18 protein-coding genes and 1 rRNA gene are annotated in these 20,201 nt (G+C 43.3%); 13 read left to right on the forward strand and 6 right to left on the reverse strand.

Features of this window, described 5'->3' with window-relative positions; translation table 11 throughout:
- Positions 1–107 precede the first annotated feature (107 nt).
- The 5 genes from rrf to E2K93_RS14260 all read left to right on the forward strand — a co-directional run bounded on the left by rrf (position 108) and on the right by E2K93_RS14260 (position 3,850).
- Positions 108–222 (forward strand): 5S ribosomal RNA (rrf, locus tag E2K93_RS14240).
- Positions 223–1,241: 1,019 nt separating this feature from the next.
- On the forward strand, positions 1,242–1,421 hold the full coding sequence (locus E2K93_RS14245) for a hypothetical protein (RefSeq protein WP_135439737.1): 180 nt from the start codon (positions 1,242–1,244) through the stop codon (positions 1,419–1,421).
- Positions 1,422–1,430: 9 nt separating this feature from the next.
- A complete protein-coding gene (locus E2K93_RS14250) occupies positions 1,431–2,042 on the forward strand; it encodes a PolC-type DNA polymerase III (protein ID WP_135439738.1) in 612 nt (203 codons plus the stop codon).
- A gap of 103 nt (positions 2,043–2,145) precedes the next feature.
- A complete protein-coding gene (locus E2K93_RS14255; RefSeq protein ID WP_135439739.1) occupies positions 2,146–3,549 on the forward strand; it encodes a peptide MFS transporter in 1,404 nt (467 codons plus the stop codon).
- 76 nt (positions 3,550–3,625) lie between these two features.
- Complete coding sequence (locus tag E2K93_RS14260) at positions 3,626–3,850, forward strand: energy transducer TonB (RefSeq protein ID WP_135439740.1); 225 nt, start codon at positions 3,626–3,628, stop codon at positions 3,848–3,850.
- Positions 3,851–4,014: 164 nt separating this feature from the next.
- Here the strand turns inward: E2K93_RS14260 and E2K93_RS14265 are convergent, their stop codons facing one another.
- On the reverse strand, positions 4,015–4,707 hold the full coding sequence (locus E2K93_RS14265) for an HAD family hydrolase (protein ID WP_135439741.1): 693 nt from the start codon (positions 4,705–4,707) through the stop codon (positions 4,015–4,017).
- A gap of 290 nt (positions 4,708–4,997) precedes the next feature.
- On the opposite strand from E2K93_RS14265, the gene E2K93_RS14270 reads away from it, so the two are divergent.
- From E2K93_RS14270 to E2K93_RS14280, 3 genes are read left to right on the forward strand one after another with little or no spacing between them, the layout of a single operon-like run.
- Complete coding sequence (locus E2K93_RS14270) at positions 4,998–8,681, forward strand: ATP-binding protein (protein WP_135439742.1); 3,684 nt, start codon at positions 4,998–5,000, stop codon at positions 8,679–8,681.
- A complete protein-coding gene (locus tag E2K93_RS14275; protein ID WP_135439743.1) occupies positions 8,678–9,313 on the forward strand; it encodes a hypothetical protein in 636 nt (211 codons plus the stop codon). Before E2K93_RS14270 ends, E2K93_RS14275 begins: the two co-directional genes overlap by 4 nt.
- Positions 9,310–10,530: a phosphoenolpyruvate carboxylase gene (locus E2K93_RS14280; protein WP_135439744.1), complete on the forward strand. Its 1,221-nt coding sequence runs from the start codon at positions 9,310–9,312 to the stop codon at positions 10,528–10,530. Before E2K93_RS14275 ends, E2K93_RS14280 begins: the two co-directional genes overlap by 4 nt.
- Positions 10,531–10,574: 44 nt before the next feature.
- On the opposite strand, the gene E2K93_RS14285 is transcribed toward E2K93_RS14280, so the two are convergent.
- Entirely contained in the window at positions 10,575–11,300 is a 726-nt protein-coding gene (locus E2K93_RS14285; RefSeq protein WP_135439745.1) for an SIR2 family NAD-dependent protein deacylase, read from the reverse strand.
- A 184-nt stretch (positions 11,301–11,484) separates the two neighbouring features.
- Between E2K93_RS14285 and E2K93_RS14290 the strand changes: the two genes are divergently transcribed.
- From E2K93_RS14290 to E2K93_RS14310, 5 genes are all read left to right on the forward strand, one after another.
- Entirely contained in the window at positions 11,485–12,057 is a 573-nt protein-coding gene (locus E2K93_RS14290; RefSeq protein ID WP_135439746.1) for a tRNA-(ms[2]io[6]A)-hydroxylase, read from the forward strand.
- A gap of 18 nt (positions 12,058–12,075) precedes the next feature.
- Positions 12,076–13,296, forward strand: coding sequence for a hypothetical protein (locus E2K93_RS14295; RefSeq protein ID WP_135439747.1), 1,221 nt, complete (start codon positions 12,076–12,078; stop codon positions 13,294–13,296).
- A gap of 148 nt (positions 13,297–13,444) precedes the next feature.
- Positions 13,445–13,672 carry a hypothetical protein gene (locus E2K93_RS14300; protein WP_135439748.1) on the forward strand — a complete coding sequence of 76 codons (228 nt, stop codon included), beginning with the start codon at positions 13,445–13,447 and terminating at the stop codon, positions 13,670–13,672.
- Between the two features lie 124 nt (positions 13,673–13,796).
- A complete protein-coding gene (locus E2K93_RS14305; RefSeq protein ID WP_135439749.1) occupies positions 13,797–14,744 on the forward strand; it encodes a glucosaminidase domain-containing protein in 948 nt (315 codons plus the stop codon).
- A gap of 223 nt (positions 14,745–14,967) precedes the next feature.
- Positions 14,968–16,029 (forward strand): phospholipase A, encoded by a 1,062-nt coding sequence (locus E2K93_RS14310; protein WP_135439750.1) that lies wholly within the window; start codon positions 14,968–14,970, stop codon positions 16,027–16,029.
- Positions 16,030–16,129: 100 nt separating this feature from the next.
- Here E2K93_RS14310 and E2K93_RS14315 read toward each other — a convergent pair whose 3' ends face one another.
- The 4 genes from E2K93_RS14315 to E2K93_RS14330 form a co-directional block, all read right to left on the reverse strand.
- On the reverse strand, positions 16,130–17,113 hold the full coding sequence (locus E2K93_RS14315) for an ion channel (protein WP_135439751.1): 984 nt from the start codon (positions 17,111–17,113) through the stop codon (positions 16,130–16,132).
- Between the two features lie 138 nt (positions 17,114–17,251).
- Positions 17,252–18,436, reverse strand: coding sequence for an acetyl-CoA C-acyltransferase family protein (locus E2K93_RS14320; protein ID WP_135439752.1), 1,185 nt, complete (start codon positions 18,434–18,436; stop codon positions 17,252–17,254).
- Positions 18,437–18,592: 156 nt separating this feature from the next.
- Entirely contained in the window at positions 18,593–19,249 is a 657-nt protein-coding gene (locus E2K93_RS14325; RefSeq protein WP_135439753.1) for a 3-oxoacid CoA-transferase subunit B, read from the reverse strand.
- An 11-nt stretch (positions 19,250–19,260) separates the two neighbouring features.
- Entirely contained in the window at positions 19,261–19,962 is a 702-nt protein-coding gene (locus tag E2K93_RS14330) for a CoA transferase subunit A (RefSeq protein WP_135439754.1), read from the reverse strand.
- Positions 19,963–20,201: the final 239 nt, after the last annotated feature.

A 20,201-nucleotide genomic window follows, 5' to 3' on the forward strand; every position in this document is an offset into this window, starting at 1 on the left:
TAAAGTGTTTAATATTAGATTTCCGAATTATGTTAGAAAAACTGATACACAGTATGTGTCAGGAGACCCTGAAACAAGTTCAGGGCTTTTCTAACGAAAAGTTTTTGTCTGGCGACAATAGCGCTTTGGAACCACCTGATCCCATGCCGAACTCAGAAGTGAAACGAAGTAGCGCCGATGGTAGTGTGGGAGTTCCCATGTGAGAGTAGGTCATCGCCAGGCTTCCAATTCAAGAAAGCCCCTAGCTTACGCTAGGGGCTTTTTCGTTTTCTGTCGTATAACAATTATCAGAAAAAATCACCGTCATCCCGCAGTGTTTTTGTGCGGGACCCCCATCAGGTTATAACGTGCTTTTAAACAGTAACCCGCGTTCACCCGTTGTCATTATATCTGCGAACCTCTTCGAACCTGAAGGAGGTTCCGGACATCGCCGGTGGCGATTCCGGAATGACGGCGCACATTTTCTAAAACAGATAAACGTCACCGGCATAAAACGTTCATCCAAAACCTGCCGGCATTAGTGCGTCCCTGCACGTCACCGCTCCTGTGCATCCATGCACCCGCGGCATTAGTGCGTCCCTGCACGTCACCGCTCCTGTGCATCCATGCACCCGCGGCATTAGTGCGTCCCTGCACGTCATTGCGGCGAAGGCCGCAACCTCCTGTCGGCTCGAAGTGGTTTTACAAAACGCACCGCTATAAATTACAACGAGCTTTGATAATCAAGACACCTCTAACCTGATAAAGATCCCACACAACAGCATTGTGGGATGACGGAGAGCAGGTTCTATAATGTATATAACTTCACCTGTTTATAAGCACCGTCACCGGCATAAAACGTTCATCCTGAACCTGCCGGCATTAGTGCATCCTTGCACGTCACCGCTCCTGTGCATCCATGCACCCGCGGCATTAGTGCGTCCCTGCACGTCACCGCTCCTGTGCATCCATGCACCCGCGGCATTAGTGCGTCCCTGCACGTCATTGCGGCGAAGGCCGCAACCTCGATTCGTCTCGAGGTGGTTTTACAAAACGCACCGCTATGAATTACAACGAGCTTTGATAATCAAGACACCTCTAACCTGATAAAGATCCCACACAACAGCATTGTGGGATGACGGAGAGCAGGTTCTATAATGTATATAACTTCACCTGTTAATAAGCACCGTCATTGCGGCGAAGGCCGCAACCTCCCGTCGTCTCGATGTGGTTTTACAAACCGCACGTCCTTTAGTTTCGAAATGGCTTTACTAACCGCACTTTTATCGCACCAGTATGAACAACACCGTGCATCGTTAAATATAACCACTGCGCTTTTAGCAACTAACGGTATTACCTTTAAAAATCGAAATATTGGCAAACTTATTCTTCAAATCATTGCTGTTATTCGCTATCCTGCCGGTATTAACATGTCTTATTAAGTAGTCCCTATGCCAAGTCCTTACGCCGATACCATAATAGTTCTCGATTTTGAAACCACGGGTTTATCGCCTGATCAAGGTGATCGTGCCATTGAAATTGGTGCGGTTAAAATTGATAACGGCGTTGTTACCGACACTTTTCAAGAATTGATGAACCCTGGTCGCAGGGTGAATAGCTTTATTGAACAGTATACGGGTATAAGCAATGTCATGTTGTCTACGGCAAGGCCATGTGCTGAGGTGATGCAACGATTCGCTGAGTTTATTGGTGATGATAATTTACTTGCGCATAATGCGTCATTTGATAAGAAGTTTCTTGATGCCGAATTCCAGCGTATTAATCATAATTACCAGGGCCAATTTGCCTGTACGTTACTAACCTCGCGCCGCATATATCAGGATGCACCAAACCATAAATTGGGTACATTAGTTGATTATAAAGGGTTAGCGGAAGATGGTGGTTATCATAGAGCATTATTTGATGCGAAAATGACTGCGAAACTTTATTTAACCATGCTTGAAGATATCCAGCAGCGCTCAGGCATGCATCGTATAGAGTTTGGCTTCTTGCAAAAAATAGCAAATACCTCAAAACGTCAAGTCGAACGCTTGTTCAGTTAACAGTCAAACTCTCAGGAGTTTATCCTAGTAACTGCTATGCTTTTAACGTAGTGTTTATTTTGAATTATTAGAATAATAATAAACATGACGATAAGAGAATCATATGACTCAATCAACTGACACCTTACTAGGGCATCCGAAAGGGCTGTTTCTATTGTTTGGTACGGAAATGTGGGAGCGTTTCAGCTACTACGGTATGCGTGCCATTCTCGTACTTTATCTTATTGCTGCCGTTGAAACCGGTGGCTTTGGCTGGACTAATTCAGAAGCGTTAGCGCTATATGGTTGGTTTACCATGGCGGTATACCTTACCCCTGTGCTTGGTGGTTGGATTGCCGATAATGTCTTAGGGCAACGAAAAAGTATTATCTTGGGCGGTATTTTAATGGCCACAGGCCATTTTACCTTAGGTACTCCTCAAGCCTGGTTAGGTGATGCATCAGAATCAGCATTTTATATAGGCCTTATATTACTTTGTTGCGGTAATGGCCTATTCAAACCGAACATATCTACTCTTGTTGGTGATCTTTATCAGGAAGGTGATAGCCGCCGTGATGGTGCCTTCACCATCTTTTATATGGGCATTAACATAGGTGCGGCAATTGCTCCACTGGTTGTTGGTTATGTGGCTGAAGTCATAAACTGGCAGTTAGGTTTCATTGTCGCCGGTTTTGGTATGGTCATAAGTGTGATCATGCAACTTGTGCTTGCGAATAAGTATTTAGGTGAAATTGGTGTAAAACCATCTGCGCATGGTATATCAACCGAAGGTGCTGCAGCTGCAAAAGATACGCCGTTAACCGCTGAAGAGCGCGACCGCGTAAAAGTCATTGTTATCATGAGTGTAATATCTATCGTCTTTTGGGTTAGTTATGAGCAAGCAGGTGGCTTATTAAATATTTACGCTAAAGATTTTACCGATAGACATATTTTTGGCTGGGAAATGCCTGCGTCGTGGTTACAGTCGGTAAGCGCAATATTTGTTGTTATGTTTGCCCCGGTCTTTGCCGGTCTTTGGACCAAGCTCGGTGATAAACAGCCAAGTTCGCCACGCAAGTTTGCATTTAGTTTATTGTTAGTCGGAATTGGTTTCTTGTTTATGGTTGCTGCAACCATGCAACAAGATGGTGATTTAAACGTTAAAGTCAGTGTTTTGTATCTCATCGTGACCTATATGTTTTTGGTTTTTGGTGAACTTTGTATTTCACCGATAGGTTTGTCCTTGGTGTCTAAGCTCGCTCCGATTAAATATCTATCATTATTAATGGGGGTTTGGTTTGCCTGTTCTGCAATAGCGAATAAAGTCGCCGGTGTCGTAGGCGGTTTAATTGGCGAAGGACCGGAACAAATCAATAACGCCTTGTCTATTTTTGCCGGTCTTGCTGTTAGTGGCTTTATTGCTGGTGGCCTGGTATTACTTATGGCTGATAAATTGGTCGAATGGATGCATGGTGCAGAAGCGCCAACACAAGTCGAACATTCTGAATTAGATCAAGACCCAATCTAATCAATGCCAAACCATAATTACATAGCCTGGTAGTAACGCTACCGGGCTTTTTTATGGCATTGATTCAAGCTACCCCATGAAAGCGGCTCGATTGGGTAGGTCAGGTTGGGTACAGATACGTTATACCATCGATACTTTTGGCTTTGTGCAAAACCCAGAAGTTATTGAATCGAGTGATAGTATATTTGAGAGCGAAAGCCTCGAGGCGATAAAGTCATGGCGTTTTGCACCTAAATTTGTCGATGGAAAAGCGGTTGAAGCTAAGATCACCTTGCAAATCGATTACACGATGGGCTCTTAATCGCAAATAAATGGCAGTCTATTACTTAAACGGTGTGTGAAATAAAAATATATAAGCGAGACAAAGATTCTCGCCGTGCTGTTTGTTTCGCTATGCCACATCTTATCAAGTGTCTACATTGATTTTGTCAGTTTTCAAATAACCACAAAACCCTTGAACAATTATCAATGACAGGTGATGAGCCTTGTCAGTTCATCCGTTGAATGTACCAGTGTTGTTGGCTTGCTTGCATTCAAGGTCTCAATGTCACCGGCACCATGGCTTAAGGCAATCGAGTCCATTCCAGCATTGTTTGCCATGTCGATATCGAAGCGACTGTCGCCTATGTATATAGCATGTTTGGCGTTAATGTTGAGCTCCGCAAGGATTTGCTCAAGCATATCTGGGTGTGGTTTGGCTTTCGCATCATCGGCGGTTCTTGAGGTATGAAAAAAACGAGCTAACTGACTTTGCGCCAGTACATTGTCTAAACCTGGGCGCCCTTTACTGGTGGCAATGGCTAACTTCTTCCCCTGGCTATGCAAATTTTGGATCAGCTGTTCTGTTCCAGGGTATAACGGACACGCTTTACTATTCAATTCAATGAATCGTTGCCGGTAGTGATGTTGTAAGCGCTTTAGACTGGCCAACGATGCGCCGGGAAATAAGATATCTGCTGCCTCTTTCATCCCCGCACCAATGATGCTTTTGCATTGCGAAACTGATGGCACCGTCAAGTCTGCCAAGGTTGCCGCATATTGCATAGAATTGACAATTTTATCGATGGAGTTCATCAAGGTTCCATCCCAGTCAAAGATGTACAGTTGATAATGGTGCATGAATTTGAATGGCCCGAGATTGCAAATAATTTGCATCATAACAAACTATATCTTGCTGATCAGGCGAAATAAGAAAATGGCACTTACCTAAGTAAGTGCCACTAAATAACAGATCGGAAGTAAACTATAAAAGTTTATGGCGCCCATCTTATAAAGCCTACTATTTAGGGTCTGTTAATAAATGTTAAATCGCTGAATAACTGTACAATGAACGGCTTTTTTTTGACTTGTTTGCGGTTACTTTAAATGAAGTTGAAGTTAAAGGTTTACAGGGCTTGCAGGCACTTTTAAGATAGGCTTAATAATAGTAAAAAGGCGCTAAACAGATTATGTCAGGTTTACAACGGATCATCCTGATCGATACCCATCTTCCTGGGTTGGTAGAATTAAAACTTAATGGCCACACCAATATCTGTGGTACCAATGCTTCAGGGAAAACCACCTTGCAAAGATTGGTGCCGGTATTTTTTGGTGAGTCGCCAAATAAAGTTGTGCCAGCAACGCGTGACAATTTTCAGAAATGGTATCTGCCACGCGAGTCGAGTTATATCATTTTTGAATACCAGCGAATTGATCAGCAAACCTGCATGGCGATTCTTACATCATCGAATACCGGTGTGCAGTATCGTTTTGTTGAAAAGCCGTTTGAGGTCGATGATTTTATTGCTGATGATATGGCTGGCAAACGCTCTATTGGTGTCATAGAGGTTATGAAAGCCGCTAAACGTGAAGGTATCGCGGTAACCAAAGCGCTCAATACCAAAGAATTTAAGTCTGTTATCCAAAACGATAGGGCGATGATGAACACCAGCAGTAATAAACGTGACTTGGTTAATGCCGCGCGTTTATTTAGCCTGTGTGAGCATAACGCCAAATTGCGTCATATTGAAAAGCTGATCAAAGCGGTGCATTCCAAAGAAGGCAAAATGGAAACCATCAAGGCGATGATTGCCGCTATTTTGGAAGAAGATGGTGTACAGACACCAAGTAATAAAATCTCCAAAGCTCAAGTTGAAGACTGGCGTAAAGAGTGCTCATTGATCCGTCAATTTGATGAGCTCATGCCGCAGTACAATAAATTGAAAAAGGTCAATGCCAGCCTGGAGCAAAGTGAACAACGCTTAGCGCAATTGCATCATCAATTAAGTCACGACTATTCGTTGTTGGCCGAGTCGGTGGTCAAGGCACAAAATGATCAACAGGTATACAAAACCAAACTATCTGAACTAAACAGTCAATTTGATGCATCACGAGATCAATACAACCGCGATATATCGTTGGCAAAAGCGGATGCCTCCAGTGCTGAGCAACATCTCGACAAAATTGAAGACGAGTTTAATGCGTGGCAAGACCGTGACATAGAGCAGCACAAACTCAACATTGATAAAATTCCATCGTGGCAAGCGCAATTGCAATCGGCTACCGAGCAGCATGCCTTGCTTACCGAAGAGCATCAAGATGTTGAAGCGGCCTATCATAAGCGCCAGGCTGAGCTAGAGAAAAAGCAAAGCAAAGCCTTAACTCAGTTAACAGAACAAAAAGATCTGGTCACAAGCGAACTGCAGCAGCAGCAAAAGCAAGAAACCAATGCGTTGCATCAGCTAAAGACTCAGCAAGATGAAAAATATCAACAATTGGTTGCCGACTTTGATGTGCAAATTCAACAAGCCAATATGTTATTGCAAAAACTGCATACGCAAATTGAGTTAAGTGGTCCAACACAAAAAGAGCAGCAAGCACTGGCAATACTTGAAGCCCAGCTCGATGATGCTCAATTAGAAGAAGATGCCCTGCGCGATCAGTTAACGCAGCAACAAGAGCACACCCAGCAAATCAAGTACCAGCAAATCGCAGTAAATGAAAAACTGTTAAAAGCATCCTCTAAGGTCAAACAAGCTCAGGCCAAGGTCGATGAAATCGACGCATGGTTAACGCCGGGTGACAACACCTTGCTGCATTTTTTACGCAGTGAGTGTGACGGTTGGCAAGAGCAGTTTGGTAAATTGATTGCACCACAGTTATTAGCACGTAATGACTTATCGCCAAGACTCAGCGATACGCATGACAGTCAAGCGTCTATGTTTGGCGTATTACTTGATACCAGTGTTATCGCTGAAAGCGACATACTGCAATCGCAAGCCGAACTTGAGCAGCAGTTACAAGCGGCGCAGAGCGAATTAAACGCCGCGGTCGAAGACAAACAACAACTGAGTCAACAACTCGAACAGATTAATGCCGATGTCCGCAAAGCAGAGCAAGAGTGCACAGCGCTGTTATCAAAGAGCCAGTTTAAGCAACAAGCACGAGTGCGAGTTCAAGAAGAAAAGGCACAACTTAAAGCGGAACACAAACAAGCTTTAATCGAGCGCAAACAAAAACGTCAAAAAGAGTTAACTGCAGAACAAGGTAAAGTCGACAAACTTAACCTCAATAAAGCCGATGCTATTGATGAGCATAAAGAGGCTTGCCATGAAGAAAAAATGGAACATGAGCTCCATTGGCAACAAATCATTAATGATATCGAGCAAAAACTAGATAGTGTTAAAGCGCAAATTGAAGAAGCCAAGCAGCAACATAAACATGGCCTGAAAGCAGCGAAAAAGTGGTATCAAGATGAGTTGTCGAAACGCGAAGTCGATGTGAACCAAATTGCTCAACTTAAGCAGCAAATCGCTGAGTTGTCAGAACACATCGAGATAACCAACAAACAAAGAGATAGTGTGGCTGAATATCAACGTTGGTACGATTTGGTGTTTAGTAAGCAAAAAGCGCAGTATTTACAGCAATTGTCATTGGCCAAAGACAGTAAAGCGAAAAATGAACGTGAATTAGGCAATGCGCAAAGTAACTACAAGCAGCAAAAACAGCAATACACAGAACAACTGCAACAGCTTGATAAAGCGTTAACCGAACAAAACGATTTGGTCGGTCAAATTAACAGCATTAAACAGCAATATGCGGTGTTGAGCTTGCCGAGTGTGGCAGCGGTAAACGAAACCGGCTCCGTATCATCTCGGGTGAGCGAAGTAGGCGAGCTATTTAGTCAATATCGCCAAGGCCTAAAGCAAGTTGACGAGTACGTTTACTTCTTTGACAACGCCATAGGCCAAAAATCCGGCATCAGCCTAACTGAAACCTGGGAGCGTGCGCGCAGCGAATGCCAAATCGAAAATGCGCAAGGCATCATGGTTTTAGATTGTCGTAAAATGGTGAGCGAGCTGGACATGTTGCTAACGGTATTGGTACCTCAGCATTTGGAAGGGGTACGCAATAACGGTCTTAATTTCGGTAACGATTTAACTCAGTATTACAACATCCTTGCGGATATCGATAAGCGCATAGTTTCCCAGTCGCGACGTATTTCCAAAGAAGTTGACCAAGAGTTATTCCTCGATGGTGTCAGTGATTCCAGCGTTAAAATTCGCTCAAGGATCAGTGAATTTGATTTCTGGCCAACCTTACAAAAATTCAATAAGTTACATCAGCAGTGGCTAACAGATGAAGAGGCCGTCTTGCCTAATGAAGATTATATGTTGACCATTCAAGAGGTTCTCGACGTATTAGGGCGAGCGACTATGAGCGGTGGTGTCGGACAATTGCTTGATATTGAATTGCACTTAAAAGAGGGTAATTCAAACTTAATCATCCGTACCGATAGGCAGTTAAATGAATCATCAAGTCACGGTATGGCGTATCTGATTTTATGTAAGTTCTTACTAGCGTTTACACGTCTATTGCGCGGTAATTCACAGGCCGTTATACATTGGCCAATTGATGAGATTGGCACACTTGCCAATAAAAACGTTAAGAAAATCTTTGATGCCTGTGCAGCCAATAATATTCATGTGTTAGGTGCATTCCCTAACCCCGAGTCGGATGTACTGCATTTCTTTGCAAACCGTTATTTGATTGATAAAAATGCCGAAAAGCAAAAGTTGCGTATGGTACAACCAAAAATGAATCCAATAGCTGAAAAGCTTAAACAGCGCCGCGCGCAGGAGGCTATCGCATGATCAGTTTACAAGGTCAGGTAATGGAAACTCTGTTGAGTGGTGGCTTTATTTGTAAAACCAGTGATGAACTGGCGTTTCAATATTTACAAAATAGTGAGCATTACGCCGCTCTTGAGCTGCAATTGAATACCATGAACCGTTGTTTGGCAACGGCCAATGATGGTGACGTTATTTTTTGTGCCTATCAGGCGATTGGCGAGACTGAGCGCAAACATTTAAATCAGCAATTCAAAGAAGTTGCCGCGTCGTTGCTGCCGTTGGTCGAATGGTTGGTGTTGGTGCAAGAAGCTCGCGGTGATAACTCACCGTTATCCGAAGGCAAAGTTATTCGTTTAAATGAACTGCAAACGGTGATTGAAGACACCCCGGCATTTGCCGAACAGCTCAGTAAAATAGCGCGCTATAGCTTATTTAATTCATCGAGTAGTGCAATTGATGCACAATTAAAGCAAATTTTTAAACGACTGTGTGAGTTGGGGTATTTATTACGCCCAAATCCAGACAATCAAATCTATTTAGCGACCGGTAAAGTGGACTATTTGTTTGATATTATTCGTTTTATAGATGAAACCGAAAACCTCGGACTGGAGCAGCAGGCCGAAATCGCTATTCAGCAGGGAGACTTGCTGTGAGCTCACAGTTAAACAACAGTGGTGTTAAGTTCTTAAAGGCACTTGCCAAGCATTCCGATATTATCATGCAGGCATATTTGTCTGGCCGGGTAAGCGAAATGGACTTTGATATCAATGTTCTCGAAAAGCTGATGGAGCTCGGCGTGTTATGGCGCCCAGAGCCTGGCGAAGATTTGCGCTTGAGAAGTTCGGTAAGAGCACTACTAGAAAATAGCCTTAAAGATGAGCGCAATCGACAACTGGACGCCAATATTGGTTCAAAACTGGCGACTATAAAAACCGTCACTTCACATTACAAAGAAGCATTGCACCATCATGCCGATGCGGAAGCCGAAGTTTATTTAGAAGATCTTGCTGAGCAAGTGTATACCCTGGTCGACAGTTTAAAATCCAGTGTGCGCAGTTTATGGCGACGTATTCATAATGAGTTTGGTTACGTTGGCTCCATCAACGCAAAAATTCGTGAAAATGAATTAGCGCAAGGGCAGCTAACACAAATGCGCCAACAGCTGGAAATGTTTCAGTTTGATGAGTTGGCGGCATTAGCAGGTTCAAACAGAGAATTACGCCGACTGTTGGTCGTACAACTGCAAAAACGTCATACAGAGATAAGCCAAGAGTTGAGCATAGCGCAAGCTAAATTGATCGAATTGCTGGGCAAGTTTAGAGAGTATTTACACCGTTCGCAGCTTCTTAAAGGGTTTGTGTTGCACCACCAACAAAAACCTGATTACCAGATCAAAGACTACAGCGCACAACATCAACTACCTAGCTTATTTAATCAGGCCAAAGCGGTGATTAAACCGGCCAGTATCGATGTGAACAATATTGAGCATGAACAAGTATTTGCTGAGCTGGTCAATCATCTCAGACAAGTTCGCCATAATCGTGATGAAAATCAACAACAACGTAAAGCACAAAACTTTGCGGTGGATGATATCGAAAACATCGATATCGTCAGCGATGGCTTAAAAGAAGCCATTGAGCACTATTTTGTTCATGTCATTGATTCGGCACAGCGCATGTCAGCGCTTGAGTATCATCAATGGCAAAAGCTCGATTTTGACCAAGAAGTTTGGGTCTATGGGGTTATTAATGGTTACACAGGATTAAGCGCAGAAGAACAAGAGTTCTTTGAAATTGGTGTCGAAGGTCATCCACACCCGAAGTTTACCGGTAATTTTGTTATTGAAGATGTAGAGCTGGGCTTACGTTAACCATTCACACGGTTCGGTTAATGTAAGCACAGGTTATTCTGGGGCTAAGCAATATTTATGTATTCACTGGCTTTCATGCGGTGATACGTCACCTTGGCATACGGGATCTCGATCGGGTCGGGGTCAACAATGTCGATCTCTATTTGATTATCTATCGCCGCTCTTAACGCCATTTGCGTAATATTGACACTAAATGATGTGCCCATAAACACCATTTTATCAGCTTGGTACATACGGTGTTGCGCTTCTGTTATGCGATACAAATCGGTGTAGTACTCATCAAATAACAAGACATAGGGTTTAAATGAAAAGTTTAATTCAGGTCTTTTCGAGTTACGGTTAATGTTAAATATATCGAGTAACGACTCTTGTAAATTTTCCTCATCAACACTGTCCCATGGCGTTGCTATTGTATCTACCGCATCGCCCTGACTATGATATAAGGTCATCTGATCAAGGCGGCCATGAATCGCAATATAATCGTTATTTCCCGCTTTACCATCTAGGCCATCTATATTTTGGGTGATTAAATTTTTATCCGCTAACCAATGATGTACCGCATTCGGTCCATGGTTACGATAAGTGGCAAACCGATGATAATACCAGCTTAAAAATTCGATAGGGTTGTTCTCATACATAGCCCGTGTGGCCATTTCCATAGGCGTATAGTTAACACTGCCGATAGTCCAAAAACCATCTTCGCCGCGAAAGGTCGGGATACCACTTTCAGAGCTAACGCCAGCCCCTGTTATATATAACGTATTAGTCATGATTCACCATTATCGATGTACTAAAATAAGCTGCTTATCTGCGAATCAGGCTGCACTATCATAGCGAATGCTACAGCCGTAAATGTAGACACATACAAATTTGTAATAGAATTGGCTTTTTACTATAACGCCACAATTTTTATGTGTAAAATGGCGGCATATATTCGCTAATATTTTTCCATACATGTTTGAATTAAAATATCATACCCCAAAAGAGTGGGCTGACGCCGTGCTGGCAGACTTTGACTCTTTCTTGCAAGATCACGCCGCTGCTGAGAAAAAAGCATCTGGTATGGCTATGTCCATGCTGTCTCATTACCCAGATCGTCAAAAATTGGTGCGGGCCATGACGGATCTGGCTTTGGAAGAATTGATTCATTTTAAACAAGTCTTAAAGCTGATGACGTCTCGAAATGTGATTCAAGCCAATGATCAAAAAGATACCTATATCCATGAAATTCGTAAGTTGTTCCGCCGTGGCAGTGAAGAGTTTCTATTGGATCGTTTGCTTGTGGCCGGTGTCATCGAAGCACGTGGTCATGAACGTTTCGCACTGGTCGCTGAAGCATTACCTGAAGGTCGTGACAAAAAGTTTTACGACGATATTGCTAAGTCGGAAGAGAAGCACAAAAATTTGTTCGTCGAATTGGCTTTGGAATATTTTGCTGCCGATATCGTATACCCTCGTCTAGAAGAAATCTTAGATGCCGAAGCAAAAATTTGTGAGCAATTGCCGTTTCGAGCCGCGCTGCACTAACCACTAACTGGACTATTGATGGGCAAGAATAAAAACGTCAACGCACAATACATTGAAAAGTACGCTGAAACAGAAACTGCCCATCTAGACAAACTTAGCTTGCCAAACTGTGTCGATAGCGCACTGGTCATTCCTGCGTATCGTGAAGGTGCTGAGTTTATTCAGCGTTTTATTCAAAGCCCATTTCACCAAACGGGTAAATTGTTGATTGTCGTCATTAATCAGCCTGACAATGACTTTGATAAAGCGCCGCAGCAAGCTTTGTACGATGAAGCACTTGCCTTGGGGCAAGTTGTCGATAAGCAACACAACCTCACTCTTATAACATTGCCGTCAACACAGTCCATGCTGTTGATTGTCGATCGTTTTAATACACCGATACCGCATAAACAGGGAGTTGGTTTAGCCCGTAAAATTGGTTGTGACTTGGCGGCGTCTCTGTACAATCGTCAACTCATTGGTAATCGCTTTATCTGCTCTAGCGATGCCGATGCCCACTTACCTGATAATTACTTTAGCCACAGCACGAGTGTTGATGCTGCTACCGTTTGTATTGGTTTAAATTTTCAGCACCACTGTCAAGATGAACTCATTAACAACGCAAATGCATTATATGAAAAAGCACTGCGTTATTATGTTGCCGGATTGACGTACGCAAAAAGCGATTATGCGTTTTTCACCATTGGCAGTGTCTTGGCCTTTGATGTGAACGCCTATTGCCAGTGTCGCGGCTTTCCCAAGCGAGCCGCGGGCGAGGACTTTTACCTGCTTAATAAACTGGTAAAGCTTGGTCGTTACCAATATTTTGCCGATATCGTTATAAACCTTGAGGCACGTACCTCAAGTCGAGTGCCTTTCGGTACCGGCCCAGCGGTAGCTGAGATCATCGCTAAACAACAAAATGCGTACAATTACCCCTATTATAATCCGCAACTGTTCGTTGAACTGAAAGCGCTATTAACGGCATTTGGCAACCTATATGAGCACCGACTGCAACTGCAATGTTGGACTCATCAATTGTCATCAATATCGACTCATGGGTTAACGGCAATTGGTTTTGACCGATTTATCCGCAGTCAGGCGCAGACCTCCAAGCAACAATTTAACAAACAACTCTGTAGTTTTTTTGACGCCTTTAAAACCCTGAAATATTTACATGCGCTGCGTGAACAAGGGCTTAGTGATATTGCTTTGCATCAAGCGATTACAACGGCTCCTTTTCCCTTAGAGCGTCAATAACTGCGCTAGCCACTGCCGTCACCATTGTTGTTACAACGGTTGTCATAATTGGTCATAGTTGTTCATTAGCCTGTCATTAAATCACACCGTGTTTTCGCTAAGCTTTTATTCACTACACGCTGTTGTTAAAAACACATAGGAGGCGGTTATGCATGTAGATAAATTATTAGCGGAGTTAAAAATGATTAAAGGTCGTCAATTGGCCTTTTGCGCTGATTTGGCGGGCTTTAGTAATGAACAAGTCTGCCGTCAGGCCATCGCCGGTAATCGTGACTTTATATGCGAGTTACTGCGCAGGGCACAAGTTGCTGAAGTCGAGGGGGATTATTTAATTGCTAATGAATTATATAAAAGTTTTGCTAAAGGGCTGCTGTAACGATATAAAAGAGGTAAGGCTTTTACAAAAGTTGACGTCAGCTAATGTCGGTTAATGTAGATGAGTAATAACTTAGCTGGGTTCAAAGCGATTAATTTGCCAAGATTAGTTTGTGAGGTTTAGGATGAAACATAGACATTCATATATGTTGATTGGTGCCTGCATGGCGACGTGTTTGTTATCAGCCTGCAATGATCCTAAACCTAAAACTGAAGCTGACAGTGCCCTCGAACAGGCGACAATCGTCGCTGCTATGCAAGACCCAATAGAAGTTGAAATACACTCCCTCGATGACCTAATGACACTGTTTAAAGAGCATCATTACGACAGTGAAAATTGGCAAAATGGAAATCGAGAAATCCCCCGTTTAAGTTTTGCCAAAATTGGAGAACGTTGGGCAAAGAGCTCACAAAACTTGCCCGTGCCGGTGAAAAAAGAAGTATTTTTTCGCTTGATGGCTCCGTTAGTGTTAATCGCCAATGAAAAAATCCTGCTTGAGCGACAAATAATAAACAATGAAGCGATTACCAGTGAATCGCTGATAGCGTTAGCGCGCAAATACAAAGTCATTGATGAGTCGGTACTGTCATTAACACAACAACAAAAAATCGAACTGCTAGAGCGGGTCGATATCATGCCGCCATCACTTGCCCTGGCTCAATCTGCGGAAGAAAGTGGTTGGGGAACATCGAGATTTACACGTGAAGGAAATTCATTTTTTGGTCAATGGGACTTTTCTGGTAAAGGTATGGTGCCCAAACAACAGCGCAAAGAACTGGGTAATTATGGCTTAGCGCGATTTGATAGCCCACTAGCGTCCGTAGAAGGCTATATGCTCAACATTAATACTCAGCGGGCGTATCAAAAACTGCGCACATTACGAGCGCAATTGCGCGCTGACGGTAAACCGATTAGCGGTTTAGAATTGGCCGGCACCTTAGATAAATACTCAGAGCGAGGGCAGGCGTATATCGACAGTATTCGTGAGATGATACGCTATAACAAATTACAAGAAGTCGACAAGGCCTATCTTTCCGATGATAAGCTCATTCACTTAAAGGCTCCTGAGTAATATCTAATTTATTGATATCTATAGAATTACTGATTTTGTCGCGAAAATCGTGGTTTTGTCAGGGAAAAGCACTGTTTTTGCCTGTTTTGGTTAAAAAGTTATCAGTTTTTTTAAAAAAAACTTTTAACCTCGTTTTTATTTGCTACCATAAAACTTAACAATAACAAGAATCTGCAACCGTTTCGTAGCTTACTTAATCGGTTGTGGTGCAGGGAGTGTTGATATGCAAGGTGTCAATCGTACGTTAATGGCAGTGTCCTTTTTGTCATTTTCCGCGTTGTCTTTCAATGGTTTTGCGCAGCAACAAGATCAAACTGTTGAAGAGGCTGAAACCGATCCAAAAACTCAAGCATGTTTGATGCAAAAGCTTAATGAAGCCGAAGGCGATGCCTTAGTGGCGCAATTAAGACAAGAGTGTGAGGTAGAAGTTGATACGGAGCTAAGAGACCGTAATAACCGAGAAGCCGGTGCGATCTCCAAACGTTTTCTTCGAGAAAAAGAAACGAATTTTGACCCTTATGTGATCACTCCGCATAAAATGAATTACATCCTGCCAATATCGTATACTGACAGCATCAACCGCAAGGAGTATGCAGAGTCGGTACCGAGTTCTAATTGGGCTGAAAATCTTGAAGATTATGAGGCCAAATATCAGTTAAGTATTAAGGTACCGTTAAACTACGGTGACTTATTATTTGAAAATGATTCATTGTATTTTGGTATGACTTTGCAATCTTGGTGGCAGGTCTATTCGGAAAATATTTCGAAACCATTTAGAGAGACTAACTATCAACCTGAAATCTTTTATTTAACCGGGCTAGACTGGCATCCATTTGATGGTAACACCGGCATAATGTTTGGTGCGGAGCATCAATCCAATGGTCGTTCTAATGCCATATCGCGTAGCTGGAACCGTATTTATACCAGTTTGCTGTGGGAAAACGGCGATTTGGCTTTTGCTGGTCGCGTCTGGTATCGCTTGGAAGAAGATGAAAAAGATTTCCCAGGTGATTCAGACGGTGATGATAACCCTGATATTAATGATTTCATGGGTTACGGTTCGATAAGCATGGCCTATCAATACGATGTGGTAGAGTTTGCGGTAAATGTGCGTCATAACTTTGCCACACACAAAGGTGGTGTAGAAGCAGGCATGACCTTCCCACTTTGGGGCAAACTAAAAGGTTATGTGCAATATACTGGCGGTTACGGTGAATCATTGATTGATTATGACCACAAGCAAAACCGTATTGGTATTGGCTTGGCGTTGACCGAAGTGTTGTAAAACAAACATGATATGAAAAGGCGGCCCTAGGTCGCCTTTTTTAATGGCTTAATTTTTGTCACAATTCTCGTCGTAATTCACGTCGCAATTATCTTCGCAATTAGCGGGTCATTTTTTTCACAAAAACCACCACAAACAAAGCGATAGTGAAGCTACCCGTAAACGCCTCAAAAGCGGCGACAAACCGAGATATACCAATTGGGGTAATATCACCATAGCCCAACGTGGTAAACGTGACGACAGAATAATACAAGCAGGTTAAGAAATGCTGCAGGTTTTGCCCTGCACCAAACTGTGCTTGAAAATAATGATTTTCTCCGTCAAAGCGGATACCGGTAAAAAAGTACAATAGCGCACAGATAACAATTAACACAATGGAGAAGTTTACAACGCGAATGGGCTCTTCGCCGTAACCGCAAAATAAATCAACAATCTTCGACATGGTGCGTGCTAATGATGGTTTGGGCATTTGATAGCGACGCATGGTCAATTCTTTCTTTAAAAAGCCACCCGCTATTTTAAACAGTCCTTCACGCTCAGCATGTTTGCGCATATCCCGATATATTTCTTCGGATTGTTCAAATAAGTCGTGAGCCCTGACAGTATCGTTATTATCTTTAGCTCTGCGCCCTTGGCGCTCTTGCTTTAAGTGTTGTCCGATTTGAATATTCTTAATTTTGGCACTTTGCCATTTGATCCCTAACAAATTGCATTCGTGTAAATTGGCGCAGTGCAAATTGGTTTCGGTTAAGTTGGCCTTCATCAAACTGGCATGACTGAGGTTGATATTGAACAAATGCGCTTTGGTTAAGTTCGCTCGGTAAAAGTCAGCATAGCTAAAATCGAACCCCTGTTTGTGGTGATGATTAACCAAATCAATACCGCTTAAATCAGCATGTTTTAAACTAATTCCCCGGGTAAAGCCGCCGTTACGTGCATAATCCTGCAATTTATCCACGATATCGTCATCATCTTTGCTGATCTCACTGTCATGCCAATAACACCAACCTGAGTCGCCGGCGTAATTTTCGCAGCAAAATCCGTCTTCATCGTGGTAGCGACATAAAGGATCAGTATCGGCCATAGAGAGTTAGCTTAAATTTGTCATGCATCAGCGATAAGGTAATGTTCAGTTTAGTAAGGAAAACATCTTGTTGCGAGTTTCCTACAGGCAAAGAAAAAGGAGACCAAGGCCTCCTTTTTTATAATTACTAAAACAGTTTTAACAACGTTCGATTAATGCCGCAATACCCTGACCACCACCAATACACATGGTAATAACCGCGTATTTGCCTTGCACGCGTTCAAGTTCATGAATGGCTTTGACGGTGATCAGTGAGCCTGTAGCACCGATAGGGTGGCCAAGCGAGATACCTGAACCATTCGGATTCACTTTATCCATATCCAGCTCAAGATCGCGGCACACGGCCAGCGCTTGGGCAGCAAACGCTTCATTGACTTCCCAAACATCAATGTCATCTTTATTAATACCTGTTTTCGCCAGTAGCTTTTCTACCGCGGGTACAGGACCAATACCCATGATATCAGGGGCGACACCGGCAAAGGCATAACCGATGAGCTTAGCAACAGGTTTAAGGCCATTCGCTTGTGCGTACTCGCTGTCGGCCATAACCAATGCCGCTGCGGCATCGTTAATACCTGAGGCATTACCGGCGGTTACGGTACCGTCTTTCTTAAAAACCGGGCGTAGTTTGGCCATATCATCGGCACTGCAGTCAAAGCGTACATGCTCGTCGTTGGTATATTCGACCATACCTTTTCGAGTCTTTATTCCAATCGGCACGATTTGTGAGTCAAAACGGTTTTGTTGTATGGCGCGTTGTGCACGTCGATGAGATTCTGCTGCCGCTTCGTCTTGCTCTTCGCGACTTATTTGCCATTGCTCAGCAATATTTTCTGCGGTAACGCCCATATGCGTGTTATTGATCGGGCAGGTAAGGGCACCAACCATAGGGTCAACTAATTGTGCATCGCCCATTTTCGCGCCAAAACGAGTCGATGGTGACCAAAATGGCACACGCGACATAGATTCTGCACCACCGGCAACAGCCACATCACAATCATCCAAAAGCAACAGTTGAGCGGCAGAAATTACCGCTTGTAAGCCGGAACCACATAAGCGGTTTACGGTAAGTGATGGCGTCGATTCAGGTAAACCAGCTTTGAGCGCGGCAACGCGTGACATATACATATCACGGCGATCCGAATGGGCGACATTACCAATCACGCAGTGACCAACTTGCTCGCTATCAATACCGGCGCGAGTTACCGCTTCGGCGACGACGGTAGCGGCTAAGTCTGTTGGCGCTACGGTTTTTAGTGAACCACCGAAATCGGCAATGGCGGTGCGAACACCACTTAGAAATACTACTTCTCTTTTACTCATTGTTGTCATTTCCTAGAGCTAAACTTGTTATCGTTATTTTTAGTTAAATACCATACTAGCTTATCGTGTCGGCAGGGAATGAGTTATATCATTTTGAGCAAAAATCCCTGCCGGGGCAGGGATTTTTAATAGAAAGTGAGGACTTGATTTACTAAATTAAAACTGCATTTCTGGAACGTGTTCAGGAACCACAAGTTCGCCTGCGGTTAACTCAACGATTTGTTCAACGCTAACCCCAGGAGCTCGCTCTAGTAAATGGAACTTACCTTCTTTAATTTCGATAAAGGCTAGGTCGGTCAATACCTTTTTGATACAACCTTTACCGGTTAACGGCAAGGTACATTCAGCCAAAAGCTTTGAATCACCGTGCTTAGACGCATGGGTCATGGTTACGATAATGTTATCCGCACCAGCAACAAGATCCATTGCACCACCCATACCTTTAATCAGTTTACCTGGGATCATATACGAGGCAATGTTACCTTGAACGTCTACTTCAAAAGCGCCCAATACGGTTAAATCAACATGACCACCACGGATCATGGCAAATGATTCGGCGCTATCAAATAATGACGCACCTTTGGCCATGGTCACCGTCTGTTTGCCGGCGTTGATAAGATCAGCGTCAACCTCATCATCGTATGGGAAAGGTCCCATACCTAATAAACCATTTTCCGATTGCAGCATTACTTCAATACCGTCTGGTACATAGTTGGCAACCAAGGTAGGAATACCAATACCCAGATTTACGTAATAACCGTCTTTCAGTTCTTGTGCAACACGCATTGCCAATTGTTCACGAGTTAAAGCCATTATCTTTCTCCTTATTTGGCGCGCACAGTGCGTTGCTCAATGGTCTTGTCGAATGTACCCTTGATCAAGCGGTTAACATAGATGCCTGGGGTATGGATTTCATCTGGATCCAATTCACCCGGCTCAACAATTTCTTCTACTTCAACAACGGTAATTTTACCTGCTGTTGCCGCCATCGGGTTAAAGTTACGAGCTGTTTTACGGAAGACTAAGTTGCCATAGGTGTCGGCTTTCCAGGCTTTAACAATGGCAAAATCACCGGTGATAGCTTCTTCAAGGATATAGTCGCGACCATCAAATTGACGTTCTTCTTTGCCTTCTGCAACAGGAGTACCGTAACCGGTTGCGGTGTAAAACGCTGGGATACCAGCACCGCCGGCGCGCATTTTTTCTGCAAGTGTACCTTGAGGTGTTAATTCGACTTCCAGTTCACCACTCATCATTTGTTGTTCAAACATGTCGTTTTCGCCAACATATGAAGCAACCATTTTCTTAATTTGCTTATCAACAAGTAATACGCCTAAACCATACTCATGGGTACCACAGTTGTTTGATACAACCGTTAAATCTTTGGTACCTTTTTGTTTAATTTCTTTGATAAGGTTTTCTGGGATCCCACACAGGCCAAAGCCACCGGCAATTACAGTCATGCCGTCTTCAAGACCGGCCATTGCTTCTTCGTAAGAATTTACGACTTTATTAAATCCAGCCATTTCAGCTCCTAAAATGCTATTGCGACCGCTCTAATTATGAGGCGGTTTCATTCGGTAGATTAAAGTGATTACACTAAATTGACACTTAAGGTACATAAAAAGTGCGCTTAAGACAAACCTGCCAAGCGATCAAATTGACATAAAGCGGAAATAAACCTGAACACTTACGCAACAGCCTTGATTTCATTGCCCTTGCGCCTAATTTGGCACTTGCTTAAGGGCTCAAAAAGCGGTGCAAA

The sequence above is a fragment of the Thalassotalea sp. HSM 43 genome (assembly GCF_004752005.1).
GTDB lineage: Bacteria > Pseudomonadota > Gammaproteobacteria > Enterobacterales > Alteromonadaceae > Thalassotalea_A.